The organism is Micromonospora sp. WMMD1128, from assembly GCF_027497235.1.
Classification (GTDB): Bacteria; Actinomycetota; Actinomycetes; order Mycobacteriales; family Micromonosporaceae; genus Micromonospora.
Map to the genome: position 1 here is coordinate 4,717,200 of NZ_CP114902.1, position 26,341 is coordinate 4,743,540.

Consider the following 26,341-nt stretch of genomic DNA (forward strand, 5'->3'; position numbering starts at 1 on the left):
GAGATGAGTATGCGTTACAAGCGCGTGGCCGCGGTGGCCATGATGGCCTCGCTCGCCCTTTCCGCCGCCGCCTGCGGCAAGGAGGGGGACCCGGCCCCGAGCGGCGGCAACGCCAGCGGCGGGGCGCAGTCCGACAACTGCACCACCTCCGGCGTCACCTTCACTCCCAAGACGGATGCCAACGTCGCCGGAAGTCCCACCTTCGACAAGATCAAGTCGGCGGGCAAGGTGGTCGTCGGCGTGAAGTTCGACCAGCCCAACCTCGGCTACAAGGACGCGCAGGGCAAGCGCTGCGGCTTCGACATCGAGATCGCCCAGTACGTCGCCAGCACGCTCGGCGTCGACCCGGCGAAGATCGAGTACAAGGAGATCGCCTCGGCCAACCGGGAGACCGCGATCAAGGGTGGCGAGATCGACTACTACGTCGGCACCTACTCGATCACCGACAAGCGCAAGAACGACGTCGCCTTCGCCGGCCCGTACTTCGTCGCCGGCCAGGACCTGCTGGTCCGCAAGGACGACTCGTCGATCACCGGCAAGGACACGCTCAAGGGCAAGAAGGTCTGCTCGGCCACCGGCTCCACCCCGATCCAGAAGGTCCGGGACGAGGGCATGACCGAGCCGGAGAACATCGTCGAGTTCAAGACCTACTCCGAGTGCGTCTCCCAGCTCCTGGACAAGAAGGTCGACGCGGTCACCACCGACGACGCCATCCTCAAGGGCTACGCCGCGCAGAACCCCGACGAGCTCAAGGTCGTCGGCCAGCCGTTCAGCACCGAGAAGTACGGCATCGGCCTGCCCAAGGACGACAAGGCGCTGCGCGACTACGTCAACGACCAGATCGAGGCGTCGTTCGAGGACGGCACCTGGAAGAAGATCTACGACGGCACGCTCGGCAAGTCCGGCTCCCCGGCCACCCCGCCGCAGCTCGAGCGGTACTGACGGTCCGCCACCCGACGTCATGCCGGGCGGGGAGGTCCTCCTCCCCGCCCGGCACCGTCTGACAGTCTGAGAGCGAGGCATGGGCGAGTTCTTCCGCGTCCTGACGGACAACGCGGAGCTATTCCGCGATGGGTTCATCAACACCGTCAAGTTGTTCCTGATCGCCGGCGTCGGCAGCCTCGTCCTCGGCACGCTGCTCGGCGCCATGCGAGTGTCGCCGGTCCCCGCCCTGCGGGCGTTCGGCGCCACCTACGTCAACCTGGTCCGCAACACCCCGCTGACCCTCGTGTTCGCGTTCCTCGTCTTCGCGGTGCCGAAGCTGGACGTGAACATCGACTACTTCCCGAGCGCCTGCATCGCGCTGACCGTCTACACCTCGGCGTTCATCTGCGAGGTGATCCGCTCCGGCGTCAACACCGTCGCCACCGGCCAGGCCGAGGCTGCCCGGGCGCTCGGCATGACGTTCAGCCAGGTGCTCACGCTGATCGTGCTGCCGCAGGCGCTGCGGGCCATGGTCCCGCCACTGATGAGCGTGCTCATCGCCATGCTGAAGAACACCACGATCGCCGCCGGTTTCTCCGTGCTGGAGGCCGGCGCCATCCCGGCGTACATGGCCGAACGGGGTGAGCCGCAGTTCGTCGTACTCACCTGGATCGTGATCGGCTTCCTCATCCTGATCATCCCGCTGGTGTTCCTCCAGCGGTTCCTCGAGCGCAAGTGGGCGGTGGCCCGATGAGTAGCGGCAGCGTCCTCTACGACCTTCCCGGCCCGAAGGCCAAACTCCGTAACCGGATCCTCGGCATCGTCGCGATCGTGGCGATCGTGGCTCTGGTCGCGTTCATCGTCTACAAGTTCGACCAGACCGGCCAGTTCGAGTCCCGCAAGTGGGAGCAGTTCCAGTACGCCGCGGTGCAGCGGGAGGTCCTCTCCGGACTCTGGGCGACGCTGAAGGCCGCCGCTGTCGCGACCGTGCTGGCGCTGCTGTTCGGTGCGGTCTTCGCCAGCGCCCGACTCAGCGACAGATGGTTGCTCCGGAACCCGGCCACCTTCGTGGTGGAGCTGTTCCGGGCCATCCCGCTGCTGATCCTGATCTTCTTCGGCTACTACGTGCCGCTGCAGTACGGCTGGCCGATCGACAAGTTCTGGGCGCTCGTCATCGGGCTGACGCTCTACAACGGCTCGGTGCTCGCGGAGATCTTCCGCGCCGGCATCAACGCCGTGCCGTACGGGCAGACCGAGGGCGCGTACGCGGTGGGCCTGCGCAAGAACCAGGTGCTGCGGCTGATCCTGCTGCCGCAGGCGTTCCGGGCCATGCTCCCGGCGATCGTCAGCCAACTCGTCGTGCTGCTCAAGGACACCGCGCTCGGCTTCATCATCACGTACCCGGAACTGCTCTTCGCCGGCAAGCAGATCGGCGGCCGGCTCGCGTTCGGCCTGCCGTACGTCCCGACGTACCTGATCATCGCGGCCATCTACATCAGCATCTGCGGCCTGCTGTCGGTGCTGGCCTGGTGGTTGCAGAAACGGCTGACCCGGCTGCCGCGCAGCGCGGCCAAGCCGGTGCCGTCGACCCAGACCGACGGGGGCACCGGCGCCACCCAGCTGATCTGATCGGGGCCGGCGCCTTCGAGGCGTGGACAATCGACGTGGGGCAGGTGACGGAACATTCCGTCACCTGCCCCACTCGGTTCACCTGTCAGCGACGAGGATCAGTCGTCCTGCCCCTGCTCGACGCCGTAGCTGGAAATGCTCTTCGTCGCCCCCGACCCACACTGCACCTTCGACACCGACAGGCCGCCGGCGTAGTTGCCGTAGTAGGTGTGGATCGTGTTGTTCGGTCCCTCGACACACTTGACCCATGCCCGGTGCCACCACCGATAGGTCTGCGGGGCGCACGACGACTTGACGCCCCACGTGTAGGTGTAGTCCCGCGAGGCACTGCAGGGGGCAGCCTGAGCCGGCGAACCGGCGACAACGACGCTGGTGGCGACGCCCGCCACGACAAGTGCGGCACCAGCCAGACCGCGTCCGAGCCTTCTACGCATGTGTTCCTCCCCGTTTCCGTTACGAGGTGTTCGTAACGAATAGAAGGATATAAGAACATCTACGTCGTGGCTACCCGAGGTCAGGATCTTACTAGGCGTGATCGATGCCGTGGTGCCGCTTTCAGCGGGCGATCTCGGTGACCCGGGACTCGCGCACCACAGTCACCCGGATCTGCCCCGGATAGGTCAGCTCCTCCTCGATCTGCTTCGCCACGTCCCGGGCCAGCACCGCCGCGCCGATGTCGTCCACGTCGTCCGGCTTGACCATCACCCGGATCTCCCGGCCCGCCTGCATGGCGAAGACCTTCTCCACGCCGAGCTTGCCGGCCGCGATCTCCTCGATCCGCTCCAGCCGCTTGACGTACGCCTCAAGGCTCTCCCGCCGCGCCCCCGGCCGCCCGCCCGAACAGGCGTCCGACGCCTGGGTCAGGACCGCCTCGATGGTCTGCGGCGGCACCTCGTTGTGGTGCGCCTCGATGGCGTGCACCACGTCCTCGGCCTCGCCGTACTTGCGGGCCAGGTCGGCGCCGATGATGGCGTGGCTGCCCTCCACCTCGTGGGTGAGCGCCTTGCCGATGTCGTGCAGGAACGCGCAGCGCTTGATGGTCGGCACGTCCAGTCGCAGCTCGGCCGCCATGGTGCCGGCGATGTGCGCGGTCTCGACCAGGTGCTTGAGCACGTTCTGCCCGTACGACGTCCGGTAGCGCAACCGGCCCAGCAGGGTGACCAGCTCCGGGTGGATCTCGGTGATGCCCACCTCGACCAGGGCGTCCTCCGCGGCCCGGTGGCACAGCTCCTCCACCTCCTGCCGGGCCAGGTCGTAGACCTCCTCGATCCGGTGCGGGTGGATCCGGCCGTCCAGCACCAACTTCTCCAGCGTGAGCCGGCCGACCTCCCGCCGGACCGGGTCGAAGCAGGAGAGCAGCACCGCCTCGGGCGTGTCGTCGATGATCAGGTTGACGCCGGTGACCGACTCGAAGGCGCGGATGTTGCGCCCCTCCCGGCCGATGATCCGGCCCTTCATCTCGTCGCCGGGCAGGTGCAGCACGCTGACCACGCTCTCCGCGGTCTGCTCGCTCGCGACCCGCTGGATGGCGTCCACCACGATGTGCCGGGCCCGCTGCTCGGCGGTGCCCCGCGCCTCGGACTCGATCTCCCGGACCAGCAGCGCGGCCTCCCGCTTCGCCTGTCCCTCGATCGACTCGACCAGCTCGGCGCGAGCCGTGTCGGCGGTCAGCCCGGCCACCCGTTCCAGCTCGCGGCGGCGCTGCTCCTCCACCTCGGTCAGCGCGCGCTCCCGTTCGGCAAGCGCGGCCTCCCGGGCGGCGAGCGCGGCCGTGGCGGCGGTGAGCTGCCGTTCCCGCTCGGCCAGCCGCTCCACCTCCTCGGTGTGCATCCGCTCCCGCTCGTCCATCCGGGCTGCCCGTCGCTCCACCTCGGCGGCCTGCTCCCGGGTGGTGGCGGCGAGCACCGCCACCTCCCGTTCGCCGCTGCGCCGCGCGGTGGTGCGCAGTTGGTCGGCGTCCGCCTCGGCCTGCTTGTGCGCCCGTTCCAGCACGGTGTCGGCCTCGGCCCGGGCATCGTCGAGCACCCGCCGGGCCTCCGCCCGGGCAGCCTTCGCCTCGGCCTTCGCGGCAGCCGCCTCGGCGCGGGCGGCAGACGCGGCCGACTTCGCCACGTCGATGGTGCTGTTCGCCTCGTCGGCGGCGCTGCGGAGCGCGGCCAGGGACTGCTCCTGCCGGTCCTTCTCCGCGATGAAGGCCGGGTCCTCCGGCGCGGGGGCCAGGCTGAGCCGCTTGAGCGTACGCACGCCGAACAGCACCGCGCCGACCACCAACGCGACAAGCAGCAGGACCACCACGAGGAGGACCACGTCGAAGGCGCTCATCGCCCGACCCCGCACCGGTGCGCCGCTCCGTCGAACCGCTTCGCCACACCGGCCCCCGTGGCCCGGTCGAATCGCGCCGCGCCGACCCCCGCCGCCCCGTCGAACCGCTCCGCGCCGGCGCCCGTCGCCCGGTCGAACCGCTCCGCCGCGCCGGCCACTGCCGTCCCACCGAACCGTCCCGTCGTGCCGGCCAACGCCGCCCCCGCGGTCCGCGCTGCCGTGCCGGTTCGGTTCGCGCCGGGTGTCCGCCGTGACGTGGCGGGCCGCGGCTCCGCGTGCCGCGACCGGGGTCGCTGCGTCGGTCGAGACCCGCCTGTCGGCCGGCATCGGACGACCGGCGAGGACCGGCCGGGACCGTGTGGCAGACCGCCGGTGAACCTGTGCCGCCGCGCCATGGCCGCCTCCCCTGAACGTCGACCGCAGGACACGCACGAAGACGCGCCTGCGGCTCTGGACGCCCGACCCGAGCGGCTGGCTCTGGGCAGCTTTCCGTCGGCGGTGCCCCTCGTTGGGCACCGCCAGCGGCCGGTTGCAGTTGTCGGATGCTCCGGACGAATCCGGAGCTGCCGTCAAAGGCCGGTGAAGCTGGCCAAAGTGATGCTGTCTTGTTACGCGTTCTATGTTGTGCGCTTAGCCTGCGCTGGTCGGGCAAAGTGAGCCTGTATGGCGAGGCTAGGTCGCTAGGGGCCGTTCGGTCAAGGAGTCATGATCAAACCACCCGGACGGAGAGAAGTTGACCCGTCACGGATTGCTGAGAATATGCCGGACAGCGCCGGACAAACCTCGCCGCCCGTCACCTCCCCGTGACCTTTTCCGCCTGCTCAGACGCCACGCCCTCCCTCCAGAGCCCACCCTCGCCCTCTCCCGTCCTCCAACCCGCGCTGATCAAGGAGTTGACGTCAAGAACGATCACCCACCAGACACAAAACCCTTGATCACCGACCCACGATGGCCTCTCCGTCCCCGGCGATCATGAAGTTGACGGCCGTTTTGGAGATCAACTACGCCGCCAACTTCATGATCGCCGGGGCAGAGGGCGGGGTGGGTGGGTGGTGGGTGGGTGGGTGGGTGAACGGGTCAGGGGGTGAGCTGGGCTTGGGCGGCTTGCACCAGGGTGCGGTTGTCCGCTGCGATGCTGCCGTCGGGTAGCAGCAGCGTGTCCTCCAAGCCGATCCGGGTGTGCAGGCCCCTTCGGACCGCCTCGGCGAACACCGGCCAGGTGGCCGGGCCTTCGCCGTGCAGCAGCACCGGCGGGCACCCGTCCGGCGGCCCGGCGTCGATCGCGGGCGTGTCGGCGCGCCGAGCCAGGATCCCGGTCGCGTCGGCGAGCGCGGCGAGGATCGCGGTCGCGTCGGCGAGCGCCGCCTCCACCGGTTCGGCCATGCACTCGACGAGCAGCCGCCCGGTCGGTGTCGGCCAGCGGCGCCAGGCGTCCACCGCCGCCTCCGTCCAGAGGCCGGCCTCGACCATGACGCCACGCTCGTGCAGGGCCGCGGCGACCTCCGCCGCCCCGGGCTCGTGGGCGTTGACGGACGCGAAGTCGGGCAGCACCGTCCAGGCGCGGACGGCGGCGACGCGCGCGGCCGGGTCGGGCACGATCCAGGCGCCGGTGCTCACCCCGACCGGCAGGCCGGGGCGGACCGCCCGGACGGCGGTGAGCGCCGCGGCGACCACCGCCGGGTCGAGCGACTCGACGCCACCGTCGTCACGGGGATGGACGTGCACGGCCGCCACCCCGGCCTCCGCGCAGCGCACGGCGTCGGCCGCCAACTCGGCCGGGGTGAGCGGCACGGCGGGATGCTCGTCCCGCCGTCGCCCCCCGTTCAGGCACGCCTTCAGCACGGGCGCACACCCCTCCCACACGCCGGCAGCACGGGCGTACACCCTTCACACGCCGTCAGCACGGACACGACCTCTTCCCCACGGTCCACACGACGTCGACGCGCCGGGCCGGTCAGTCGTGCCGGCGGGCGTCGAGGTCGTTCTCGGCGTCGGCCAACGCGTCGGCGTCGATGTGCTCGGCGAACTCGGCCGCCTCGGCGCTCTGCGCGGCGAGGGCGTCCTTCACCGCGCGGATCGCCACGCCGGCCGGGTAGCCCTTACGCGCCAGCATGCCGACCAGGCGCCGGAACACCGCGTCGGGCTCGCCCCGGGCGGTGCGCAGCTTCCGCTCCACCAGCGCCCGTGCCGTCTCCGCCTCGGTCTCCTGGTCGAGGTCCTCCAGGGCCGCGCCAGCGACCTCGCCGTCGACGCCCTTCTGGCGCAGCTCGTTGGCGAGCGCCCGGCGGGCCAGCCCACGGCCGGTGTGCCGGCTGCTCACCCAGGCCCGCGCGAAGGCGGCGTCGTCGACGATGCCGACCTCGTCGTAACGGTCGAGGACCTGCTCGGCCACCTCTTCGGAGATGCCTCGCCGGGCCAGCGCGCCGGCCAGCTCGGCCCGGGTGCGCGGCCGGGTCGCGAGCTGCCGCAGACAGATCTCCCGGGCCACCTCGGCCTCGTCGCGGGGCGGAGCCGGAGCCTCCCCTGGTTCGGGCTCCGCCCCGCGACCGCGGCGCCCACGGCGGGGCTGGGGCGTGCCGGTGGCGTCACCCGCACGGGGCGGGCTGGCATCCCAGCCCCGCCCCGTGCGGGCGCGTCGTCCTGCCACGGATCAGCGGATCAGAAGTCGACCGGCGGCAGCTCCGGGCCGCCGGTGGCGTCGCCCGCACCACCGGTGCCGACGCCGAGCTTCTCCAGGATCTTCTTCTCGACCTCGGCCGCCACGTCCGGGTTCTCGCGGAGGAACTCGCGGGCCTTCTCCTTGCCCTGGCCGAGCTGGTCGCCGTCGTAGGTGTACCAGGCGCCGGACTTGCGGATGATCGCCTGCTCCACGCCCACGTCGATCAGGGAACCCTCGCGGGAGATGCCCTTGCCGTACATGATGTCGAACTCGGCCTGCTTGAACGGCGCGGCGACCTTGTTCTTCACGACCTTGACCCGGGTGCGGTTGCCGACCACGTCGGTGCCGTCCTTGAGGCTCTCGATGCGGCGCACGTCGAGCCGGACCGAGGCGTAGAACTTCAGCGCCCGACCACCGGTGGTGGTCTCCGGGCTGTTGTGCACCATGACGCCGTCGACGAAGTAGTTGTGGTTGCCCTCCACCTCGATGTCGAACCGGTTCATCGACCGGGTACGGGGCTTGACCCGTACGTCGATGACCCGCGCCGGCACCGGGGTGAGCTCCTCCGGCACGAACTGCGGCTCCACCACGCACTGCCCGCGGAACCGGGGCAGGAGCTTCGACTCCATGGCGACCGGAACGTAGGGCGCGATCAGCTCTTGGAACTTCGCCGACGCGTCGGTGGTGAAGATGATCGACGCGGTCTGCCGGGCGCCTCGCGCAACCAGCTTCACGTCCAGCCCGTACGCGTCGCGCAGGTGGTCGACCAGGCGGGTCCTGGTCCCCTCCGCCATCGCCTCGACGCAGATCTCGATCCGACCCGAACCACCTGCCGTCCGCTCCTGCAAGCCCTTGGAGCGCAGCGTGAAGCAGCCGTCGTCCATGAACCACACGGCGAGCGCCAGCGGGGTCAACGCCTTGAGGTAGTCCCAGCTGAGATGCTTCTTACCGTCACCGAGATATACCGCGCGACGCAGCTCGTCCAGCTCGGGCAGCGGCGTGAAGTCGACGAAGCTCGCGCCACGGGCGTCGGTGCGGCGGGAATGACTGATGTTGCCCAGCAGGGAGACCTTCCAGTCGAGGTAGGCGACCTGCTGGGCACCGTGCCCCAGCCGGAAGCGGACACCGGAGCGGTCCCGCTGGTTCGGCGACAGCGCCCCGTCGCCCATCAGCGAACCGAGCACGACCTGCCACTGCTGCTCGCTGAGCCGACGCGACTCGGCAAGCATCACCCGGTCGCCGGCGATCAACTCGCCCGCCTCCCGCCAGCCTCCGGGCGTCCGGATCAGGTGATTGGCGGTCGCGGCGAATTGGGACCGGCCGTTGCCGCCGGACCTGGCAACGGTGAACTGGAGGAACTGCTCCGCCGGCCCGTTGTTGAACCAGTTGGTGATCCGCTTGGGCTCCACCCGGTCGGTGTCCGGGTTGTAGGAGAGAACCTCGACGTCCATCCGCTGGTTGACGATCTTGCCGATCTTCTCCTGCGTGCCGTCGGCCAGGGTGACCCTGGTCGAGTACGACATGCAGCCGAACATGACGCCGATCTTCTCGCGGAGCTGGTTGATGAAGATCGCGGTGGTGCCGGTGTTGTTGAGGATGCCGGTGATCTTCCGCAGCGCCTGGCTCATCAGCCGGGCCTGGAGGCCGACGTGGCTGTCGCCCATCTCGCCCTCGATCTCGGCGCGCGGCACCAGGGCGGCGACCGAGTCGATCACGATGATGTCGATCGCGCCGGAGCGCACCAGCATGTCGGTGATCTCCAGCGCCTGCTCGCCGGTGTCCGGCTGGGAGACCAGCAGCGCGTCGGTGTCGACACCGAGGGCCTTCGCGTATTCCGGGTCGAGCGCGTGCTCGGCGTCGATGAACGCGGCGATGCCGCCGGCCCGCTGGGCGTTGGCCACCGCGTGCAGGGCGACAGTGGTCTTACCGCTGGACTCCGGACCGTAGATCTCGACGACCCGGCCCCGGGGCAGACCGCCCACGCCGAGGGCCACGTCGAGCGCGATGGAGCCGGTCGGCGTGACCGCCGTCTGGATGACGGGCCGCTCCCCCAGCCGCATCACCGAACCCTTGCCGAATTGCTTGTCGATCTGAGCGAGAGCAAGGTCGAGTGCCTTCTCCCGGTCAGGACCTGCCGCCATCGTTGCCACCCCTGCCTTCGCCGGCGTCTTTCCTGAGCTTCGCGTCACGCGGGACACGCTAGGCGCTGGGTCCGACAGAAAACCAGCCGACGGGCCGCGAGCTGTGGACGAGCACCCCGCTGTGGACAATAGCCGAACAGGTGTACGACTGGGCAAGCGACACGCGGAACCGCCGAAAAGGCTGCTCAGCGTAGTCGCGCGGGCACCCGGTCGGGATACGCGGCCACCACCGCGCGCCACACCACATGCGTTTCCTCACCGGCGGCCAGGGCCTGCTCGACGGTCCGCCCGCCGAGTTGGGACAACACCTGGTCGCTGGCGATGCTGGCCGCGTAGCCCGGCCCGAACGCCTCCTCCAGCCGCGCCCAGAAGTCGGTCAGCCGCACGTGTTCAGTCCTCCTCTTGATGTCCGCCGGCGCCGGAAACGCCGGCCACGCCGGAAGCCCCGGCTGCGCCCGGAGTCCGCAACGCCAGCGCCACCAACGGCACCACCGCGATGGCCGCCAGCAGGGTCAGCGTCGGGTACCCCACGGCCCGCAGGACGAACCCGCTCACCGCCGCCGCACCCGCCCCGGCCAGCCCCATGAGCAGGTCGGACAGGCCCTGCACACCGGGCCGGTCGGCGGTCGGCACCGACTCCGACAGCAGCGTCGAGCCCGCCACCATGGTGCCCGACCAGCCCAGCCCGAGCAGCGCCAGCCCCACCGAGAGCGGCGCGGTGTGGTGGCCGGCGGTGCCGGCGACCGCGCACGCGGCCAGCAGCAGCCCCACGCCACCGAGGATCACCGGCCGCCGGCCCAGCCGGTCGGTCAGCCAACCCACCACCGGCGACAGCGCGTACATGCCGGCGATGTGCAGGCTGAGCACGATGCCGACCACCCGCAGCACGTCCGCGTCGGAGTGCCACTCGCCGAGGTGCACCGGGGTCATCGACATCACCGCGACCATCACCAGGTGCCCCACCGCGACCGCCGCGATGCCGAGGCGGGCGGCCGGCCGTCCGCGTACCGTCCGCCACGCGGCGACCATGCCACCGCGGCGGGTGACCGCCGGTGCGGGGCCGGCGGGACGTGCGTCCTCGGCCGCCGCCAGCCGGCGCGCGGTGAGCAGCGGGTCCGGGCGGAGCAGGATCAGGAGTACGACGGCGGCCAGCACGAACGCGACGGCGCTGAAGGCGAACGGGCCGGCCAGCACCGGCAGGCCCCATCCCCGGGTGGTGTCGTCGGCGAGCGCGGCGAAGTTCGGCGCGGCCACCGAGCCGATGGTGGTGGCCCAGACCACGAGCGACAACTGCCGCCCACGGCGTTCCGGCGCGGCCAGGTCGACGGCCGTGTAGCGGGCCTGGAGGTTCGCCGCCGTGCCGCCGCCGAACAGCAGCATGCCGACGAAGAGCAGCGGCACCACGCGGGTCGCGGTGGCCACCACCACGAGCGCCCCGCCGGCCGCGCCGACCAGATAGGCCGCGACCAGGCCGGGTCGCCGCCCGCGGGCCCCCATCAGCCGGGTCACCGGTACGGCGAGCAGCGCGGCACCGACCACCCCGGCGCTCTGTGCCAGCCCGGCCAGGGCGGTGCCGGCGACCCGGGCCGCGAGCAACGCGCCGACCGAGATGCCGATGGCGACGCCGACGCCGCCGATGATCTGGGTGCAGACGAGCAGCCGGAGGGTACGCCGCTGGATGCCGGCGACGTCGGGCCGGGGCGGCGCCGGCGCGGTCAGGTCGGTGGTCATGGCGCTCCTGGGGTACGGCGGGGGCCTCATCGTCCCCCACCGGCTCGGGCGACCGGCACCCGGTTTCGCTACAGGCCGAGGCCGCGGCCGATGATCTCCTTCATGATCTCGGTGGTGCCGCCGTAGATGGTCTGCACCCGGCTGTCCAGCCAAGCCTTCGCCACCGGGTGCTCCAGCATGAAGCCGTAGCCGCCGTGCAACTGCACGCATCGGTCGGCGACCCTGGTCTGCAATTCGGTGGTCCACCACTTGGCCTTCGCCGCGTCGGTCACCGAGAGCCGGCCCGCGTCGTGCTCGGCCACGCAGTGGTTGACGAACGTCCGGGCGATGGTGACCTCGGTGTCCAGCTCGGCCAGGAGGAACCGGTTGTGCTGGAACGCACCGATCGGCCGGCCGAACGCCTCCCGGGACCGGGCGTACCCGACCGTCAGCGCGAGCAGCTTCTCGCAGGCCGCCACCGCGCCGACGGCGATGCTCAGCCGCTCCCGGGGCAGGTTGGCCATCAGGTGGTAGAAGCCCTGGTTCTCGACGCCGATCAGGTTCTCCGCCGGCACCCGGCAGTCGTCGAAGAACAGCTCGGCGGTGTCGTTGGCCTTCAGGCCGACCTTGGCCAGCCGGCGACCCCGGTCGAAGCCGGGGGTGCCGCGCTCCACCGCCACCAGGCTCACGCCGTGCGCGCCCCGGTCCGGGGCGGTCTTGACCACCACCACCACGAGGTCGGCCATCTCCCCGTTGGTGATGAACGTCTTCTGGCCGTTCAGCACGAGCGAATCGCCGTCGCGGACCGCGGTGGTGCGGATGCCGGCCAGGTCACTGCCCGCGCCCGGCTCGCTCATCGCGATCGCGGTGACCAGGTCGCCGGAGCAGAAACCGGGCAGCCAACGCTGGCGCTGGTCGTCGGTGGTCAACTCGGTCAGGTACGGCGCCACCACGTCGTTGTGCAGGCCGAAGCCCAGCCCGGTGCAGCCGGCCGCGACGATCTCCTCGTCGAGCACCGCGTTGAACCGGAAGTCACGCTGCCCGCCACCGCCGTACGCCGGGTCGACGTCCGGACCGAGCAGCCCGGCCGCGCCCGCCTTGCGCCACACCTCGCGGTCGACGATGCCCTCGGCCTCCCACCGCTCGTGGTGCGGCACCGCCTCCCGGGCCAGGAACCGGCGGCACAGGTCCCGGAACTCCTCGTGGACGGGCTGGTAGAGATGCTGCTCCATGGCGGCCAGTCTGGCACCGCTCACCCGCGCGGGACAGGGCGCTTCGGTGTGGGCGGTGGCCGGCCGGCCCGAGGCACGTCAGGATGGCGGGATGGGCACGTTGACCGGAGCACAGATCGACGACGCCGGGCTGGACGGGTGGACGTACCTGCTCGGGGCGCTGCACACCCGCATCCGTACCCCCGATTTCGCGGCCGGACTGGCGTTGGTGGCCGCGGTCGGCGCGGAGGCCGAGCGGGTCGACCATCATCCCGACCTGGACCTGCGCTACACGTTCGTGGACGTGCGGCTGTGGTCGCACGACGTCGGCGGGGTCACCGGCCGTGACCTGCGGCTGGCCCGGACCATCTCGGCGCTCGCCGCCGACGCCGGCCTGACGCCCTCCCCCGCCGGCCTGGCCCGGCTGGAACTCGGGCTGGACAGCCCGGAGCACGCCGCCGTGGCGCCGTTCTGGCGGGCGGTCCTGGCGTGGGAGCGCCCCGGCGACGGAGACACCGCCGACGACGAGGTGCGCGATCCGGCCGGCGCGCTGCCGACGATCTGGTTCCAGGCGTCGGGCCGCGACGAGCCCCGGCAGCGCTGGCACCCGGACGTGTGGGTCGACCCGGCCGAGGTCGCGCCGCGCATCGAGGCGGCGCTGGCGGCCGGCGGCACGCTTGTCAGCGACGCGGAGGCGCCGAACTTCTGGGTGCTCGCCGACCCGGACGGCAACCGGGTCTGCCTCTGCACCTGGCAGGGACGCGGCTGACTCAGCGGGCGGGCAGCCGCGCCCGACCGTCGCCGACGGCCCGGCGCTCCACCCGCAACCCCTTCGACTGTACGAAGATGCGCCGCCGCCGGACCGCCTCGCCCTTGGCGCCCAACTCGTAGCCGTCGACCCACCGCCAGCCGTCGAAGGTCGCCGCGTCGGTGACGTCCCGGATCACCCGGAACCGGATCGGCTTGGTGAACTGCACGCTCGCCGCCCTGGTGACAAGCAGAATGTCACCGCCGTTCAGCACCATCGGTCCCCGTCCGGTCCCGCCAGGCGCGCAGGGTCTCGCACGCCCGCGTGAGTCGCTCGCAACCGCCGTCCGCCTCGCACCGGGAACAGGGCTGCCGGTGATGGAAGTCGAGCACGTAACCGGCCATGATCACGGCGAACGGCGGCGTCGCGTGGGCGCCAATCCGATCCGGGTACGCCGTGGCCGGCTGCACCACGTCGACCGGCTCGTCATCACGCTGGAACCACTTCCACCTGGTCATCTTCGGCCTCCGCATCGTCGTCGCCTCCCACACGATGCCGAACGGTGACAGGACCCTCACACAGCGTTGCTGTATGTTCGTGAGACGTCGGGGACGTCCACTGGGGAGGGCACGGTGAACCACGGACTCATAGCGGCCATGACCGAAGCGGGTGAGACCGCGGAGAGCCTCGCAGCTCAGACAGGTGTCGACCCCAAGACGGCACAGCGCTGGGTCAGTCGTGGGCGCATCCCGCGCCCCCTGGCCCGCTCCCGGGTGGCGGCCATCCTCGGCAAGGACGTCAAGGACCTGTGGCCGGACGTGCTCAAGAGACGTGAGCCGTCATGGTTCCGCCCCTGGGCCGAGATCGAGCGGGAAGCGCTGGCCCTACGTGGATTCGAACTTGCCTGGGTGCCGGGGCTGTTGCAGACCGAAGCGTACGCCAGGGCGACGCTGGCGATGGAGTCACTGACCACGCAGGAGGTGGACGAGCTGACCACCGCTCGGATCGAGCGTCAGTCGATCCTTCGCCGCGCCCGGCCGCCGCTCTTCGTCGCGGTCATGGACGAGGCGGTCCTTCGCCGTCCGGCCAACTCAGACCGTTCAGTGATGCACGAACAATGCCTGCACATCCTCGCCTGCGCCGAGCTGAACTCGGTACAGGTGCACGTAGTTCCCCTCAACACGCCGCTGTACCCCGGAATGGGAGGTCCGTTCGCGATGGCCGAGATGCCGGACGGCACTCGCGTAGCCCATATTGACGCGCAGGTCAGGGCGCAGATCATCGAGGACCGGGGTGAAGTCGGTACCCTGGAACAACGCTGGGCGCGCATAGTAGGGGAAGCTCTCCCTCGAACTCAATCGATCAACCTCATCAGAGAAGCGGCAGCGTCATGGACCTGAGCAGCGCGCACTGGCACAAGAGCACGAAGAGCGGCAACAACGGTGGCAACTGCGTCGAGGTTGCGGCAAATCTCCCTGGCGTCGTCGCTGTCCGGGACAGCAAGGACGAGCACGGGCCGGCGCTGGTGTTCGCCCCGGATACGTTCGAGACGTTCGTTGCCGCGGTCAAGGACCAGCGCCTGGGCTGACCTGGCCGCCTCAGGTCGGACAGCCTCAGGGGGTGCGGCTCGCGTTCTCCTGCGTGCGTAGGCGGTGCGCCCGCTGCCGGCAGCGGGAGCTGCAATAGCGGGCCGGCCTGCCGGTCTGTGCCGTGGCGATCGCGGTCCCGCACATGTCGCAGGTGGCCGGCCGGCCTGCCGGCGGGGTGACCGGCGCTACCCCGATGTCGCTAGTTTCGTAACGCTCTTGCGGCACTGCGGCGGGCCTTGTCACGAAACCCGGAACTCCATCGGTCATCCGATCCGGACGGAACACCTCGATCATCATCTCGGTCATCCGTCCCGGCGTGTCCGCCTTTGCGGCCCCCTCGGCCGCGACACAGGCCAGCACGAGGGCGATCACGTCGGCGGGGTCGAGGTCGGCCCGGACCGCGCCGGCCCGCTGCGCCCGGCGGAGGATCCCCCCGAGTGCCTCCCGGAAGGCGCCCTGAGTGGTCGGCAGCGACGTCGAGTGGGGCATCTCGCGGGCGTCGAACGCCTCACAGAGCGCCCTGTTGAACAGTGCGGCGGCGACCATCTCGCGGAACACCGCGAGGAATGCGTCACCGGGTTCCTCCGCGGCGCCGAGGCTGCGTACGGTGGCGAAGAGTTGCGCCAGTCGGTCGGTGACCACGGCCTCGAAGAGCGCGTCCTTGCTGGGGAAGTGCCGGTACACGGTGCCGGTCCCGACGCCGGCGCGGCGGGCGATCTCGTCCAGCGGCACGGTGACGCCCTCGGCGGCGAACGCCTCCCGGGCGGCCTGGAGAACCCGCGCGCGGTTGCGGGCGGCGTCGACCCGCAGCGCCTGGGCGGGGCCGCTCGCGCTGCTGGTTTCCGACGCGGACGGCGCTGGCGGCGTCCGGGGAGTGCCGGCGATGGTGACCTCCGATCCGGCCGGACAGACCCGGCTTTGACAGCGGAACGCTCGTTCCGTAACTTAAGGGGAGGCAGCGTTCCGATTGTAGTTCGTTGCCCACGTTTCAAGCCCATTGTTGACGAGGAGTCCCATGACCGACGTTGCCGGTTCCGCAAAGACGCACCACCACGAGATCGTGAACGGGCTCCGCGCCGTGTTCCTCGCCAACGAGGGGGCGGCGGACCTGATGGCCGCCCTGTTCGCGGTCGACGGGGTGTACGAGAGCATGTTCACCCTGCCCGGCATGGCGACCCGGTTCGAGGGCCGGGACGTCATCCGCGAGCACCTGCGAACGCGGCTGGGTGGCGCCGCAGCGGTCCTCGACACGCGCGAGGTGAACGTCACCACGTACCCGGGCGCCGATCCCGAGATCCTCGTCGTCTCGGTCGAGCTGGTTGGGTTCTCGCGCGGCACCGACAGTGACTTCCGCATCCATTCGTCGCTCGGCGTGCTTCGCATCCGCGGTGGCGAGATCGTCACGTACCACGACTACCCGAACGCGATCGGCGGCTCCGCCGCCGCGGGCAGCCTCGACAAGCTGGGTGCCCTGCTCACCAGCTTCGCGGGGCAGCGGTCGGGGTCGTAACCGCTACCGCATCATCAGCGAAGACGCTACGCGGCTGACTCAGCGCAGTGCCCCTGCGGCCACCTTCAGGTCGGCGACCAGGCCCTCGTACGCGATGTCCTGGTTGTCGGCGCGTAGCACGGCGGACGGGTGGATGGTCGCGAGCAGCCGGGTGGTCGGCGCGTCGGCGACCGCGCCGGCGCGGTCCACCGGCACCCCGGCGAAGTCCTCCGGATGTTGCGCGGCGGCCGGCCACGGCAGCAGCTCGCCGCGCTGCCTCGTCACCCGGAACGTGGGGCCGAGCAGCGCCTTGGCGGCGGTGGCGCCGAGCACCACCACGACCTCCGGGTGCAGCCGGGCGAACTCGGCGACCAGCCAGGGCCGGCAGGCGGTGATGTGCACCCGGTCCGGGGTCTGGTGGATGCGCCGCCTGCCGCGCAGTTCGAAGCGGAAGTGCTTCACCGCGTTCGTCAGGTAGAGCTGGCCGGGGTCGAGGCCGGCGTCGTCGACGGCCCGGCGCAGCAGCCGACCGGCCGGGCCGACGAACGGCAGTCCCTGCTGGTCCTCCACGTCTCCCGGCTGCTCGCCGACGAGGACCACCCGGGCGCGCTCGTCACCCCGCCCGAAGACGGTCTGTGACGCGTCCCGGTACAGCTCGCAGCCCCGGCAGCCGGCCGACGCCGCCCGCAGCGCGGCGATGGTGTCCGCCTCCGGCGGGATGAACTCCTGCGCCCCAGGCGCGCTCCCGGTCTCGACCATGCCGACCGTTCTACCCCACCCACCGCCCGCCACGCCGTATCTCCCCGCGTGTTAAGCGGGGCCCCCGCCTCTACCGAAAGCGTTAATAGGGGCCCCCGCCTTGCACCGGGCGCACCGCGCAGGCGAGCGCGTCGGCGAGCGCCGGCAGGTCGGGGGCGTCGAGGGTGCTCACCGTGAGTCGGACGGCGGGGGCGGCGGCGATCCGGTAGAGACTGCCTGGCGCCACCGACCAGCCGGCGTCGCGCAACGCGGTGACCGCGACCGTCTCGTCGGGCACCGGCACCCAGACGTTGATCCCGGTCCGCCCGTGCGCGGCCAGCCCGCGCGCGGCGAGCGCGGCGACCAGGCCGTCGCGCCGCCGGTCGTAGCCGCCGGCCGCCCGCCGCACCAGCTCGCCGGTGGCCGGGTCGCGCCAGAGCGACAGGACCAGGCGTTGCAGCACTGTGGACACCCAGCCGGCGCCGACCCGCGCCCGGCCGGACACCCGCGCCACGGTGGCCTCGTCGCCGGCGAGCACGGCGAGCCGCAGGTCGGGCCCGTAGGGCTTGCTCACCGACCGGACGAAGGCCCACGCCGGGGTCGCCCCGGCGAGCGGGTGCAGGGGTACGCGGGCCAGCTCGGCGGCGTGGTCGTCCTCGATCACCAGCAGGTCGGCGCGGCCGGCGAGCAGCGTACGCAGCGCGGCGGCCCGGTCGGCGGAGACGGCCGCGCCGGTCGGGTTCTGGGCCCGGCTGGTCACCACGAGCGCGCGTACCCCGGCGGCCAGCGCGGCCCGCACCCCGGCCACGCTCGGTCCGTCGTCGTCCACCGGCACCCCGACGGTACGCAGCCCGAGCGCGGCGATCAGGTCGAGCAGGTTGGCCCAGCCCGGGTCCTCCACCGCCACCGCGTCGCCGGGGCGCAGGTGGGCGGCGAGCAGCCGCTCGATGCCGTCGAGCGCGCCGCCGGTGACGGTCAGCTCGTCGGCCGGCACCCCGTCGGCGGCGAGCCGTTCCCGGGCGACCGCGGCCAGCTCGGGCAGGACGGCGGCGTCCGCGTACCCGGTCGGGGTGTCGGCCTCGGCGGCGAGCGCGGCGAGGTGCGGACCGAGCGGGGGCAGCAGCCGTTCGTCGGGGTGCCCGTCGGCGAGGTTCCGGGTGCCGGGTCGCGGCGGGGGCGCCAGCGCGGCGCGGCGGGTGGCCACCGGCGGCCGGGGGCGGACCCGGGTGCCGTGCCGGCCGGCGGTCGCGACCAGGCCCCGGTGCCGCAGGTCCTGGTACGCCCGCGCGACGGTGGCCGGGCTGACGCCGAGGTCGGCGGCGAGCGCGCGGACCGCGGGCAGGGGGTCGCCGGGGGCGAGGTCGCCGGTGCGGATGGCGGATTCCACGCTCGCCGAAATGGCCGCCGACGTGGACCCGGTCACCTGATAATGTGCTGCCACAGTTTTAAGATTGTACTAGAACAAAGGCGGGATGTCGTATGTACCCTCCGACCCATCGCACCACCGCCACCCGCACCCGCGACCGGATGCACTACGACCGGGCCACCGCCCACGCGCTGCTCGACGAGGCGTACCACTGCGCGCTGTCGTTCGTGGTGGACGGTGAGCCGCGCGTCCTCCCGACCCTGCACGTCCGCGTCGACGACACGCTCTACCTGCACGGCTCCACCGGCAGCCGGCCGCTGCTCGCCGCCCGGGGCGAGGCCGGGCTGGCGGTCTGCGTCGCGGTCACCCACCTCGACGGGCTGGTCTACGCCCGCTCGCAGTTCCACCACAGCGCCAACTACCGGTCCGTCGTCGTGCACGGCGCCGCCCGCCTCGTCGACGACGCCGACGAGAAGGCCCGGGTGCTGACCGCGCTCGTGGAGAAGGTGGCCGCCGGCCGGTCCGCCGACAGCCGGCCGCCGAACCGGCGCGAGCTGGCCGAGACGGCGGTGCTGGCGCTGCCGCTGCGCGAGGTGTCGGTGCGGATGCGCACCGGCGGGGTGAACGACGAGCCGGCCGACGAGAGCCTGCCGCACTGGGCCGGGGTGCTGCCGCTGCGCCTCACGCCGGGGCGACCCGAGCCGGCCGACGGGGTGACCGCGCCGGTGCCGGCGTACCTGCGACCGGCGCGCTCGGCCTGGCTGGAGCCGGTGGTGCTGCGCGGCGCGCACGTGGTGCTGGAGCCGCTCGACCTCGCGCACGCCGACGACCTGTACGCGGCCACCGATGACCCGGAGGTGTGGCGGCATCTGGGCAGCCCGCAGCCGGACGACGTCGCCGGGATGCGCCGGATCCTCGCCGCCTACCTCGACGCCCAGCAACGCGGCGAGCAGGTGTGCTGGGTGCAGCGCTGCGCCGCGACGGGCGCCGTCGTCGGCGCCACCTCCTGGTACGAGGTCGACCCGGCCCGCCGGTCGCTGGCGATCGGCTACACCTGGCTGGGTCGGCCGTGGTGGCGCACCGGCATCAACACCGAGGCGAAGCTGCTGCTGCTCGCCCGGGCGTTCGAGGAGTTGGACGCGATCCGGGTGGCCTGGCACACCGACATCCGCAACGAGCGTTCCCAGCGGGCGATCGAACGGCTCGGCGCGACCCGCGAGGGTGTGCTGCGGCGGCACCGGCAGCGCCCCGACGGCTCCTGGCGCGACACCGCGCAGTACTCGATGCTCGCCGAGGAGTGGCCCGCCGCCCGGCACGCCCTACGCGCCCGAGTGTAAGGAGGGGGCCCCGCTTAACGCATTTGGTAGAGGAAGGGGCCCCGCTTAACACCCCGTCGCGGCGGGGCACGCCGCTCAGGTGCCGTCGCCGGCGCCGGAGCCGCCTACGCCGGCGCTGCCGGCTGTGCCGCCCAGGCCGTAACCGGGGGCCACCGGCTGGTCGGGAGCGCGGCTGACGTGCGCCGACTCGCGGATCGTGGCGGACCAGTCCGCGTGCGCGGCGGCGGCGGCGTGCCTGTCGATGGCGTGCCGCAACCAGCCGTCCACGGTGGAGACCCAGTCCCGCCGGTCCGCCCCGGCGTGCCAGACCCGGAACCGGCTGATGCTCTGGTGGGTCACCCCGGCCAGGGCGAGCCGCCGGTCCAGCCAGAACAGCACCTCCATCCCGGCTGAGTTCGTCAACATGATCACTTCCAGCTCGGTGATCGGCCCGGCGTAGAGCGGGGCGACCCAGAACCCGAGCCGCTGCTGGAACGGCAACGTCTGTTCCACCACGGGCAGCCGGCCCTGCTGGAGTCCCGCCTGCCGCATCACGAAGCCGAGCGTGCCGAGCGCGGCGAGCAGGTGCTGCTGGGTGGGCAGCGGATGGATGAGGACCGGCACCATCTCGCCCTGGTCCAGGTCCGGGTCGACGGACACCTCGGTACGCAGCCCGGTGCGCAGGGTCATCAACGGCACCCCGCCGAACACCGTCACCGGCGTCTCCCAGGGCAGCGGTACGGCGAAGTCGACCGCCCGCCGCCGGCCGGCCGGCACCACGAACCGCCCGGCGACCGTCCAATGGTGATATTGCACGAGCCGGCGCGGCGCGCCCGGATCCTCCGGCTCGACCTGCGCGACGAGTCCCAGCCGGATACGCCGGACCGGGACGTCCTCCCCCTCGGCGGCAAGCGTCACCCGTCCCGGCAGCCGCAGACCGGGCCGGGTGCTCGGGTTGCTCAGGGTGCTGCTGACCGACAGCCCGGTCCAGAAGCCCCCCCGAGACACCCCCGTCACCCGCACACCCGCGCTTTCCCCCTCCCCCGGCCCTCACACACCCACCCTGTTTCACGGAAAGTGGGGCTATCCGAGGCCGGATAGGCCCACTTTCCGTGAATCTGCGCCGAGCGGGGGTGAGGGGTGAGGGTGGGGTGGGGCGGTCAGCGGAGGCGGCGGCCTCGGGGGATCGGGTCGGTCTCGTCGTCGAACTCGCCGATGACCTCCTCCAGGAGGTCCTCCAGCGCGACGAAGCCGATCGGCCGGGTCGGTCCGCCGCCGTTGCGCACCAGCGCGAGCTGCGCCTGCCGGCCCCGCATGGCGGCCACCGCCTCGGTCACCGACGCCTCGGCGGGCAGCGTGAACGCGCCAGTCATCAGCTCCCCGGCGGTGGCCGGCCGGCCGTTCGTGACCGCCCGCACCGCCTCCCGTACGTGGACCAGGCCGCACACCTCGCCACCCGCGTCGAGGACGGCGAGCCGGGACCGGCCGCTGTCCCGCGACACGTGCTCGATCCGCTCGGCGGTGTCGTCGCGGCGCACGGTGACGATCCGGTCGAACGGCTCCATCACCTGCGCGACCGTGGTGCCCTGCAACTCCAGCATGCTTGTCAGCAACTGGTGCTGCTCCGCGCCGAGCAGCCCGTGCTCCCGGGACTGTTCCAGCAGGATGCGCAGCTCGTCCGGGCCGTGCACCTGGGCGAGCTGGTCCTGCTGCCGCACGCCGACCACCCGCAGCATCACGTTGGCCAGGCCGTTGAGCAGGGAGAGCACCGGACGGGCGATCCGGGCGAAGGCCCGGAACGGCAGCGCCAGCAGCATCGCCGAGCGCTCCGCGTCGGTGATCGCCCACGACTTCGGCGCCATCTCACCGACCACCAGGTGCAGGAAGGTCACCAGGCCCAGCGCGAACAGCAGGCCGACGACGTGGCTGGCCGCGTCCGGCAGGCCGACCGCGTGCAGCAGCGGGCTGAGCAGGTGCTCGATGGCCGGCTCGGCGAGCGCACCGAGGCCGAGCGTGCACAGCGTGATGCCGAGCTGGGCGCCGGCAAGCATCAGGCTCAGCTCGCGGACGCCGTCGAGCGCCGCGCGGGCCGCCCGGCCGCCACCGGCCGCCGACTGCTCCAGCCGATACCGCTTGGCGGCGACCAACGCGAACTCGGCCGCCACGAAGAATCCGTTGAGCGCCAGCAGCACCACGGAGAAGATCAGCGCGAACCCGGGGCTCATGCCGCCCCCTCCCCGGACACGTCGGCGGTCGACCGCAGTCGCACCGAGTCGGCCACGTGCCGGTCCACGGCCAACACCTCGACAAGCACCCGCGGCCCGGACGACGGCTCGTCGCCCTCACCGGTGGGCGCGATCTCCAGCCGGTCGCCGACCTCGGGCACCCGGCCCAGCTCCCGCATCACCAGGCCGGAGAGCGTGTCGTACTCGGGCGCCTCGGGCAGCTCGATGCCGGTGCTGTCGACGACCTCGTCGATCCGCCAGCGGGCCGGCACCACCCACGAGCCGTCCTCCTGCCGGGCCGGCGCCCGCTCCGGCGGATCGTCCTCGTCGCGGATCGGCCCGACCAGTTCCTCGGCCAGATCCTCCAGCGTGATCACGCCGGCGAACCCGCCGTACTCGTCGACCACGCAGGCCAACTGCCGGTGCCCGGACCGCAGCCGGTCCAGCACCGTCGGCAGCGGCAGCGTCTCCGGCACCAGCAACGGGGGTACGGCCACCGCGTCGATCCGGGTGCTCCCCCGCTCAGCCGGCGGCACCCCCAGCACGTCGGCGATGCCGATCACACCGATCAGGTCGTCGACGCCCTCGGCGCCGCGGACCGGGAACCGGGAGTGACCGGTGTCGAGCATCTCGACGACCCGGCTGACCGGCTCGTCGGCCCGGACGGTGTGCACGTCCACCCGGGGCACCATGGCCTCGCCCGCGGTCAACTCCCGGAAGTCGAGCCCCCGGTCGAGCAGGTCGGACATCTCCGCGTCGAGGTGCCCCTCCTCGCGGGACTCGGCGATGATCTGTTCCAGGTCGGCCGGGGTGGCGCCGCTCGGCAGCTCCTCGATCGGCTCGATGCCGACCCGGCGGAGCAGCCGCACGGCGGCCCGGTCGAAGAGCGTGATCAGCGGACCGGCGATCCGCAGGTAGACCAGGGTGGACCGGGACAGCGCCCGGGCGAGCGGCTCGGCCCGAGCGATGGCCAGGTTCTTCGGGGCCAGCTCACCCAGGACCATCTGCACCACGGTGGCGATGACCAGGGCCAGCGCCACCGACAGCGGCAGCGCCACCGCACTCGACACGCCTGCGACGCCGAGCAGGTCGGCCAGCCCGGCACCCAGGTACGGCTCGGCGACGTAACCGACGAGCAGGGCGGTCACGGTGATGCCGAGCTGGGCGCCGGACAGCATGAAGGAGAGCCGACCGGTGACCTCCAGGGCCCGGGCGGCGGCGCGGTCGCCACCGTCGGCGAGTTGTTTGAGCTTGCCGCGGTCGACGGCGACGTAACCGAACTCCTGCGCCACGAAATAGCCGGTGGCGGCGGTGAGCACGGTGATGAGAAGGAGACCGACGATGATCAGCACGGGAGGTTCAGGGCTCCCGGGGTCGTCGGGGAGGGGAGATGCCGGGTACGACCCGGCCGGCTACTGCTGCCCTCCGGGGCAGGAGAGTCGATCATGCGGCCATTTTATCGGTGCCCGCTGGGTGCCCGCTGAAGGTGCCGGGAACCGCACCGCGGGTCCGGTTCAGGCCAGCTCGTCGACGTCGAGCAGGGTCCGGTCGATCCGCCCGGACCGGTAGGCGGCCCGGCCGATCATCTGCGCGGCGACCGGCGCGGTGGAGAGCTGGAAGATCGCCACCAGCGCCAGCATCCCCAGGTCCGAGCCGGTACGCAGGCGCAACGCCAGCCCGCCCAGGAGCAGCAGCACGCCGAGCACCTGCGGCTTGGTGGCCGCGTGCATCCGGTCCAGGGTGTCCGGGAACCGCACCAGCCCGATGCCGGCGACCAGGCTCAGCAACGCCCCACCGAGCAGCAGGATCCCCCCGGCCCAGTCCGCCACGACCGTCATGATTCGGCCCGGACGGCGAAGCGGACCAACGAGACCGAGCCGACGAAACCGAGCAGCGACAGCACCACGAGCACCGGCAGGGTGGTGGCGTGCCGGGTCACCGCCGCCTCCGCCCCGACCGCGCCGAGCATGGCCGCCAGCAGCAGGTCGGCGCCGACGATCCGGTCGAGCAGGGACGGGCCGCGGTAGATCCGGACCAGGGCGAGCAGCGCGGTGGCTGAGAACAGCACGGTCAGCGCGACGGCGAGCAGGGCGGTCACGTGTGGTTCCTCCGATCGGCGGGTTCGAGGTCGAGCTGGCGTACCTCGGTGGGAGAGCCGACGGCGCGGACGATGCGCCGTTCGACGGTGAGCACGCGGTCGCGGCTGCCGGCCAGGTCCTCGGGGCCGCGCACGTCAAGCACGTGCACGTAGAGCACGCCCCGCGCCCGGTCGATGTCGAGGATCAGGGTGCCCGGCACCAGCGAGATCACCTCGGCGGTCAGCGCCAGGTTCAGGTCGGTGCGGACCCGCAGCGGCACCGCGATGATCGCGCCGCGCGGCCGGTAGCCGGGACGCAGCGCCACGGCCGCCACGTGCACGCTGGCGCTGACCAGCTCCGCGGCGAACGTGCCGGCCAGCACCAGCAGCGGAACGGGACGTAACCGGCCGCCGAAGGTGACCGGCGGCAGCGGGAAGAAGAACAGCACGGCCGCACCGACCACCACTCCGGTGAGCAGGTTGCCCCAGGAGACGTCGCCCCAGAGCAGCAGCCAGGCGACGACAAGCCACCCGAGCGCGACGGCCTGGTCGCGCCACCGCCCGCCCCGGCCCACCGTCGGCCGGTCGGCGGCCGGCGGCGCGTCGCCCCGACCCGGGGGCTCGTCGCCGGTCACGGCACCTCCCGGGGCAGGACCGCCCGGACGTACGGGGTGCGCTGGCGCAGGTCGGTGGCGGCGTCCACGGTGACCTGGAACAGTGGGCCGGCGACCAGGGTGAGCAGCACGCCGAGCGCCACGAGCGCGGCGGTGGCGCCGACCATCAGACCGGGCAGCCGGACCACCGGGGTGGTGGTGGCCAGTCGCGGCGACCGCCAGAACGCGATGTTCCACACCCGGGACGCCACGTAGAGGGTGAGCAGGCTGGTGAGCGTGCCCGCGCCGACCAGCACGGCGGGTAGCGCGCCGCCGGCCGCCACGCCGGCCTGGAGCAGGCCGAGCTTGCCGAGGAAACCGGAGAACGGCGGGATGCCGGCCAGGTTCATCGCCGGGACGAAGAAGAGCACCGCGACCACCGGGGTGATCCGCGCCAGCCCGCCGATCCGGCGCAGGTCGGTGCTGCCGGCCCGTTCCTCGACCAGGCCGGCGACCAGGAAGAGCGTCGTCTGCACGGTGATGTGGTGCACCACGTAGAAGATCGACCCGGACAGGCCGGCCACGCTGCTCAACGCCACCCCGAAGATCATGTAGCCGATGTGGCTGACCAGGGTGAAGGAGAAGAGCCGCTTCATGTCCGACTGGGCCACCGCGCCGAGGATGCCGACCACCATGGTCAGGCCGGCCACCACCATCAGCAGGCCGGACAGGTGGCCGCCGGGGAACAGCAGCGTCTCGGTGCGGATGATCGCGTACACCCCGACCTTGGTCAGCAGGCCGGCGAAGACGGCGGTGACCGGCGCGGGCGCGGTCGGATAGCTGTCCGGCAGCCAGGCGGAGACCGGAAAGACCGCCGCCTTGATGCCGAACGCGAGCAGCAGCGTCAGTTGCAGGGCCAGGCGTACGCCGGACGGCAGCGCGTCCAGCCGGCCGGCGAGCTGCGCCATGTTCAACGTGCCGGTGGCCGCGTACACAAGTCCCACGGCGGAGAGGAAGAGCAGCGACGACAGGATGCTGACCACCACGTACGTCGAGCCGGTGCGCAGCCGGACCTCGGTGCCGCCCAGCGTGATCAGCACGAAGCTCGCGGCCAGCAGGAGCTCGAAGCCGACGAAGAGGTTGAACAGGTCACCGGCCAGGAAGGCGTTCGTCACGCCGGCCGTGAGCACCAGGTAGGTGGGGTGGTAGATGCTGACCGGCGCGGTCTCGCCGGTCTCCGCCCGGCCCTGGCCGATCGAGTAGAGCAGCACGCAGAGCGTGACCGCCGAGGAGACCACCAGCATCAGCGCCGCCAACTGGTCGGCCACCAGCACGATGCCGACCGGCGCCGGCCAGCCACCCACCCGGGTCACCACCGGACCGTGCCGGTACGCCTCGACCAGCAGCACCACCGCGACCGCCAGGACGCCGGCCAGGCAGAGCACGCTGATCGAGCGCTGCAACCGGGGCCGCCCGGTCAGCATCAGGGTGAGCGCCGCGCCGAGCAGCGGCACCACCACCGGCAACGGCACCAGCCCGCTCACCACGCCGCCCTTCGGCGCGCGCGCGGGGCTGCGCCGCGCCTGCCGTTGCGTACCGGCAAC

General features: G+C 72.1%; 27 protein-coding genes and 3 pseudogenes. 8 read left to right on the forward strand and 22 right to left on the reverse strand.

Translation table 11 applies throughout. The features are described 5' to 3' along the window. Positions 1-9: 9 nt before the first annotated feature. The 3 genes from O7602_RS20920 (at position 10) to O7602_RS20930 (ending at position 2,553) form a co-directional block, all read left to right on the forward strand. On the forward strand, positions 10-942 hold the full coding sequence (locus tag O7602_RS20920) for a glutamate ABC transporter substrate-binding protein (protein ID WP_281584321.1): 933 nt from the start codon (positions 10-12) through the stop codon (positions 940-942). 79 nt (positions 943-1,021) lie between these two features. Further along, on the forward strand, positions 1,022-1,678 hold the full coding sequence (locus O7602_RS20925) for an amino acid ABC transporter permease (protein ID WP_281584322.1): 657 nt from the start codon (positions 1,022-1,024) through the stop codon (positions 1,676-1,678). Further along, the gene (locus O7602_RS20930; protein ID WP_281584323.1) at positions 1,675-2,553 is read left to right on the forward strand and encodes an amino acid ABC transporter permease; all 879 of its coding nucleotides are present in this window, start codon (positions 1,675-1,677) and stop codon (positions 2,551-2,553) included. The genes O7602_RS20925 and O7602_RS20930 overlap by 4 nt, the downstream gene beginning before the upstream one ends. Before the next feature lie 98 nt (positions 2,554-2,651). On the opposite strand, the gene O7602_RS20935 is transcribed toward O7602_RS20930, so the two are convergent. The 10 genes and pseudogenes from O7602_RS20935 to O7602_RS20980 all read right to left on the reverse strand — a co-directional run bounded on the left by O7602_RS20935 (position 2,652) and on the right by O7602_RS20980 (position 12,617). After that, complete coding sequence (locus O7602_RS20935) at positions 2,652-2,987, reverse strand: hypothetical protein (RefSeq protein WP_281584324.1); 336 nt, start codon at positions 2,985-2,987, stop codon at positions 2,652-2,654. Between the two features lie 121 nt (positions 2,988-3,108). Then, a complete protein-coding gene (rny, locus tag O7602_RS20940) occupies positions 3,109-4,875 on the reverse strand; it encodes a ribonuclease Y (protein ID WP_281584325.1) in 1,767 nt (588 codons plus the stop codon). Positions 4,876-5,952: 1,077 nt separating this feature from the next. After that, a complete protein-coding gene (locus O7602_RS20945) occupies positions 5,953-6,666 on the reverse strand; it encodes a 3-keto-5-aminohexanoate cleavage protein (RefSeq protein ID WP_281584326.1) in 714 nt (237 codons plus the stop codon). A 163-nt stretch (positions 6,667-6,829) separates the two neighbouring features. After that, the gene (locus O7602_RS20950) at positions 6,830-7,522 is read right to left on the reverse strand and encodes a regulatory protein RecX (RefSeq protein WP_281584327.1); all 693 of its coding nucleotides are present in this window, start codon (positions 7,520-7,522) and stop codon (positions 6,830-6,832) included. Positions 7,523-7,533: 11 nt separating this feature from the next. Then, positions 7,534-7,968, reverse strand: a pseudogene (locus O7602_RS20955) (DNA recombination/repair protein RecA); the annotation flags it as partial. A gap of 288 nt (positions 7,969-8,256) precedes the next feature. Continuing rightward, positions 8,257-9,069 (reverse strand): annotated as a pseudogene (locus tag O7602_RS20960) (recombinase RecA); the annotation flags it as partial. Then, positions 9,061-9,675 (reverse strand): annotated as a pseudogene (gene recA / locus O7602_RS20965) (recombinase RecA); the annotation flags it as partial. The pseudogenes recA and O7602_RS20960, both read right to left, overlap by 9 nt. Positions 9,676-9,860: 185 nt before the next feature. Beyond that, positions 9,861-10,061 carry a DUF3046 domain-containing protein gene (locus O7602_RS20970; protein WP_091072521.1) on the reverse strand — a complete coding sequence of 67 codons (201 nt, stop codon included), beginning with the start codon at positions 10,059-10,061 and terminating at the stop codon, positions 9,861-9,863. A gap of 4 nt (positions 10,062-10,065) precedes the next feature. Continuing rightward, positions 10,066-11,406 carry an MFS transporter gene (locus tag O7602_RS20975; RefSeq protein WP_281584328.1) on the reverse strand — a complete coding sequence of 447 codons (1,341 nt, stop codon included), beginning with the start codon at positions 11,404-11,406 and terminating at the stop codon, positions 10,066-10,068. 68 nt (positions 11,407-11,474) lie between these two features. Continuing rightward, a complete protein-coding gene (locus O7602_RS20980; protein ID WP_281584329.1) occupies positions 11,475-12,617 on the reverse strand; it encodes an acyl-CoA dehydrogenase family protein in 1,143 nt (380 codons plus the stop codon). A 91-nt stretch (positions 12,618-12,708) separates the two neighbouring features. Here O7602_RS20980 and O7602_RS20985 point away from each other — a divergent pair, with 91 nt between their 5' ends. After that, positions 12,709-13,365 (forward strand): 4a-hydroxytetrahydrobiopterin dehydratase, encoded by a 657-nt coding sequence (locus tag O7602_RS20985; protein WP_281590439.1) that lies wholly within the window; start codon positions 12,709-12,711, stop codon positions 13,363-13,365. 1 nt (position 13,366) lies between these two features. Here O7602_RS20985 and O7602_RS20990 read toward each other — a convergent pair whose 3' ends face one another. Beyond that, positions 13,367-13,621, reverse strand: coding sequence for a hypothetical protein (locus O7602_RS20990; RefSeq protein WP_281584330.1), 255 nt, complete (start codon positions 13,619-13,621; stop codon positions 13,367-13,369). Further along, complete coding sequence (locus O7602_RS20995; protein WP_281584331.1) at positions 13,602-13,862, reverse strand: hypothetical protein; 261 nt, start codon at positions 13,860-13,862, stop codon at positions 13,602-13,604. The genes O7602_RS20990 and O7602_RS20995 overlap by 20 nt, the downstream gene beginning before the upstream one ends. 114 nt (positions 13,863-13,976) lie before the next feature. Between O7602_RS20995 and O7602_RS21000 the strand changes: the two genes are divergently transcribed. After that, the gene (locus O7602_RS21000) at positions 13,977-14,744 is read left to right on the forward strand and encodes a DUF5753 domain-containing protein (RefSeq protein WP_281584332.1); all 768 of its coding nucleotides are present in this window, start codon (positions 13,977-13,979) and stop codon (positions 14,742-14,744) included. Then, positions 14,735-14,932, forward strand: coding sequence for a DUF397 domain-containing protein (locus O7602_RS21005; protein ID WP_281584333.1), 198 nt, complete (start codon positions 14,735-14,737; stop codon positions 14,930-14,932). The genes O7602_RS21000 and O7602_RS21005 overlap by 10 nt, the downstream gene beginning before the upstream one ends. Positions 14,933-14,957: 25 nt before the next feature. Here O7602_RS21005 and O7602_RS21010 read toward each other — a convergent pair whose 3' ends face one another. Continuing rightward, positions 14,958-15,665, reverse strand: a complete 708-nt coding sequence (locus O7602_RS21010; protein WP_281584334.1) for a TetR/AcrR family transcriptional regulator — start codon at positions 15,663-15,665, stop codon at positions 14,958-14,960. Positions 15,666-15,948: 283 nt separating this feature from the next. Here O7602_RS21010 and O7602_RS21015 point away from each other — a divergent pair, with 283 nt between their 5' ends. Beyond that, the gene (locus O7602_RS21015; RefSeq protein ID WP_281584335.1) at positions 15,949-16,443 is read left to right on the forward strand and encodes a hypothetical protein; all 495 of its coding nucleotides are present in this window, start codon (positions 15,949-15,951) and stop codon (positions 16,441-16,443) included. Positions 16,444-16,482: 39 nt separating this feature from the next. On the opposite strand, the gene O7602_RS21020 is transcribed toward O7602_RS21015, so the two are convergent. Together O7602_RS21020 and O7602_RS21025 are read right to left on the reverse strand one after the other, a co-directional pair. After that, positions 16,483-17,181 carry a UdgX family uracil-DNA binding protein gene (locus O7602_RS21020; protein ID WP_281584336.1) on the reverse strand — a complete coding sequence of 233 codons (699 nt, stop codon included), beginning with the start codon at positions 17,179-17,181 and terminating at the stop codon, positions 16,483-16,485. 82 nt (positions 17,182-17,263) lie between these two features. After that, positions 17,264-18,601, reverse strand: coding sequence for an aminotransferase class I/II-fold pyridoxal phosphate-dependent enzyme (locus O7602_RS21025; protein WP_281584337.1), 1,338 nt, complete (start codon positions 18,599-18,601; stop codon positions 17,264-17,266). Between the two features lie 38 nt (positions 18,602-18,639). Here O7602_RS21025 and O7602_RS21030 point away from each other — a divergent pair, with 38 nt between their 5' ends. Continuing rightward, positions 18,640-19,863 (forward strand): bifunctional pyridoxamine 5'-phosphate oxidase family protein/GNAT family N-acetyltransferase, encoded by a 1,224-nt coding sequence (locus O7602_RS21030; protein ID WP_281584338.1) that lies wholly within the window; start codon positions 18,640-18,642, stop codon positions 19,861-19,863. Between the two features lie 75 nt (positions 19,864-19,938). On the opposite strand, the gene O7602_RS21035 is transcribed toward O7602_RS21030, so the two are convergent. The 7 genes from O7602_RS21035 to O7602_RS21065 all read right to left on the reverse strand — a co-directional run bounded on the left by O7602_RS21035 (position 19,939) and on the right by O7602_RS21065 (position 26,281). Continuing rightward, entirely contained in the window at positions 19,939-20,865 is a 927-nt protein-coding gene (locus O7602_RS21035) for a sporulation protein (RefSeq protein ID WP_281584339.1), read from the reverse strand. Positions 20,866-21,002: 137 nt separating this feature from the next. Further along, complete coding sequence (locus tag O7602_RS21040) at positions 21,003-22,067, reverse strand: hemolysin family protein (protein WP_281584340.1); 1,065 nt, start codon at positions 22,065-22,067, stop codon at positions 21,003-21,005. Next, on the reverse strand, positions 22,064-23,419 hold the full coding sequence (locus O7602_RS21045) for a hemolysin family protein (protein WP_281584341.1): 1,356 nt from the start codon (positions 23,417-23,419) through the stop codon (positions 22,064-22,066). The genes O7602_RS21040 and O7602_RS21045 overlap by 4 nt, the downstream gene beginning before the upstream one ends. A 162-nt stretch (positions 23,420-23,581) precedes the next feature. Further along, positions 23,582-23,905 (reverse strand): monovalent cation/H(+) antiporter subunit G, encoded by a 324-nt coding sequence (gene mnhG, locus O7602_RS21050; RefSeq protein ID WP_281584342.1) that lies wholly within the window; start codon positions 23,903-23,905, stop codon positions 23,582-23,584. Next, positions 23,902-24,165 carry a monovalent cation/H+ antiporter complex subunit F gene (locus tag O7602_RS21055; protein ID WP_281584343.1) on the reverse strand — a complete coding sequence of 88 codons (264 nt, stop codon included), beginning with the start codon at positions 24,163-24,165 and terminating at the stop codon, positions 23,902-23,904. Before O7602_RS21055 ends, mnhG begins: the two co-directional genes overlap by 4 nt. After that, positions 24,162-24,779 (reverse strand): Na+/H+ antiporter subunit E, encoded by a 618-nt coding sequence (locus tag O7602_RS21060; protein WP_281584344.1) that lies wholly within the window; start codon positions 24,777-24,779, stop codon positions 24,162-24,164. Before O7602_RS21060 ends, O7602_RS21055 begins: the two co-directional genes overlap by 4 nt. Beyond that, positions 24,776-26,281, reverse strand: a complete 1,506-nt coding sequence (locus O7602_RS21065) for a Na+/H+ antiporter subunit D (protein WP_281584345.1) — start codon at positions 26,279-26,281, stop codon at positions 24,776-24,778. Before O7602_RS21065 ends, O7602_RS21060 begins: the two co-directional genes overlap by 4 nt. Between the last annotated feature and the right edge of the window lie 60 nt (positions 26,282-26,341).

Excerpts from the sequence above, each read along its gene's own strand:
- O7602_RS20925 (WP_281584322.1), top strand. The coding sequence starts at position 1,022 with ATGGGCGAGTTCTTCCGCGTCCTGACGGACAACGCGGAGCTATTCCGC.
- O7602_RS21040 (WP_281584340.1), bottom strand. The coding sequence starts at position 22,067 with ATGAGCCCCGGGTTCGCGCTGATCTTCTCCGTGGTGCTGCTGGCGCTC.
- O7602_RS21030 (WP_281584338.1), top strand. The coding sequence starts at position 18,640 with ATGTACCCTCCGACCCATCGCACCACCGCCACCCGCACCCGCGACCGG.
- O7602_RS20930 (WP_281584323.1), top strand. The coding sequence starts at position 1,675 with ATGAGTAGCGGCAGCGTCCTCTACGACCTTCCCGGCCCGAAGGCCAAA.
- mnhG (WP_281584342.1), bottom strand. The coding sequence starts at position 23,905 with ATGACGGTCGTGGCGGACTGGGCCGGGGGGATCCTGCTGCTCGGTGGG.
- O7602_RS20920 (WP_281584321.1), top strand. The coding sequence starts at position 10 with ATGCGTTACAAGCGCGTGGCCGCGGTGGCCATGATGGCCTCGCTCGCC.
- O7602_RS20975 (WP_281584328.1), bottom strand. The coding sequence starts at position 11,406 with ATGACCACCGACCTGACCGCGCCGGCGCCGCCCCGGCCCGACGTCGCC.
- O7602_RS20990 (WP_281584330.1), bottom strand. The coding sequence starts at position 13,621 with ATGGTGCTGAACGGCGGTGACATTCTGCTTGTCACCAGGGCGGCGAGC.
- O7602_RS21020 (WP_281584336.1), bottom strand. The coding sequence starts at position 17,181 with ATGGTCGAGACCGGGAGCGCGCCTGGGGCGCAGGAGTTCATCCCGCCG.
- O7602_RS20980 (WP_281584329.1), bottom strand. The coding sequence starts at position 12,617 with ATGGAGCAGCATCTCTACCAGCCCGTCCACGAGGAGTTCCGGGACCTG.
- O7602_RS20935 (WP_281584324.1), bottom strand. The coding sequence starts at position 2,987 with ATGCGTAGAAGGCTCGGACGCGGTCTGGCTGGTGCCGCACTTGTCGTG.
- O7602_RS21015 (WP_281584335.1), top strand. The coding sequence starts at position 15,949 with ATGACCGACGTTGCCGGTTCCGCAAAGACGCACCACCACGAGATCGTG.
- O7602_RS21005 (WP_281584333.1), top strand. The coding sequence starts at position 14,735 with ATGGACCTGAGCAGCGCGCACTGGCACAAGAGCACGAAGAGCGGCAAC.
- O7602_RS20985 (WP_281590439.1), top strand. The coding sequence starts at position 12,709 with ATGGGCACGTTGACCGGAGCACAGATCGACGACGCCGGGCTGGACGGG.
- rny (WP_281584325.1), bottom strand. The coding sequence starts at position 4,875 with ATGAGCGCCTTCGACGTGGTCCTCCTCGTGGTGGTCCTGCTGCTTGTC.
- O7602_RS20995 (WP_281584331.1), bottom strand. The coding sequence starts at position 13,862 with ATGACCAGGTGGAAGTGGTTCCAGCGTGATGACGAGCCGGTCGACGTG.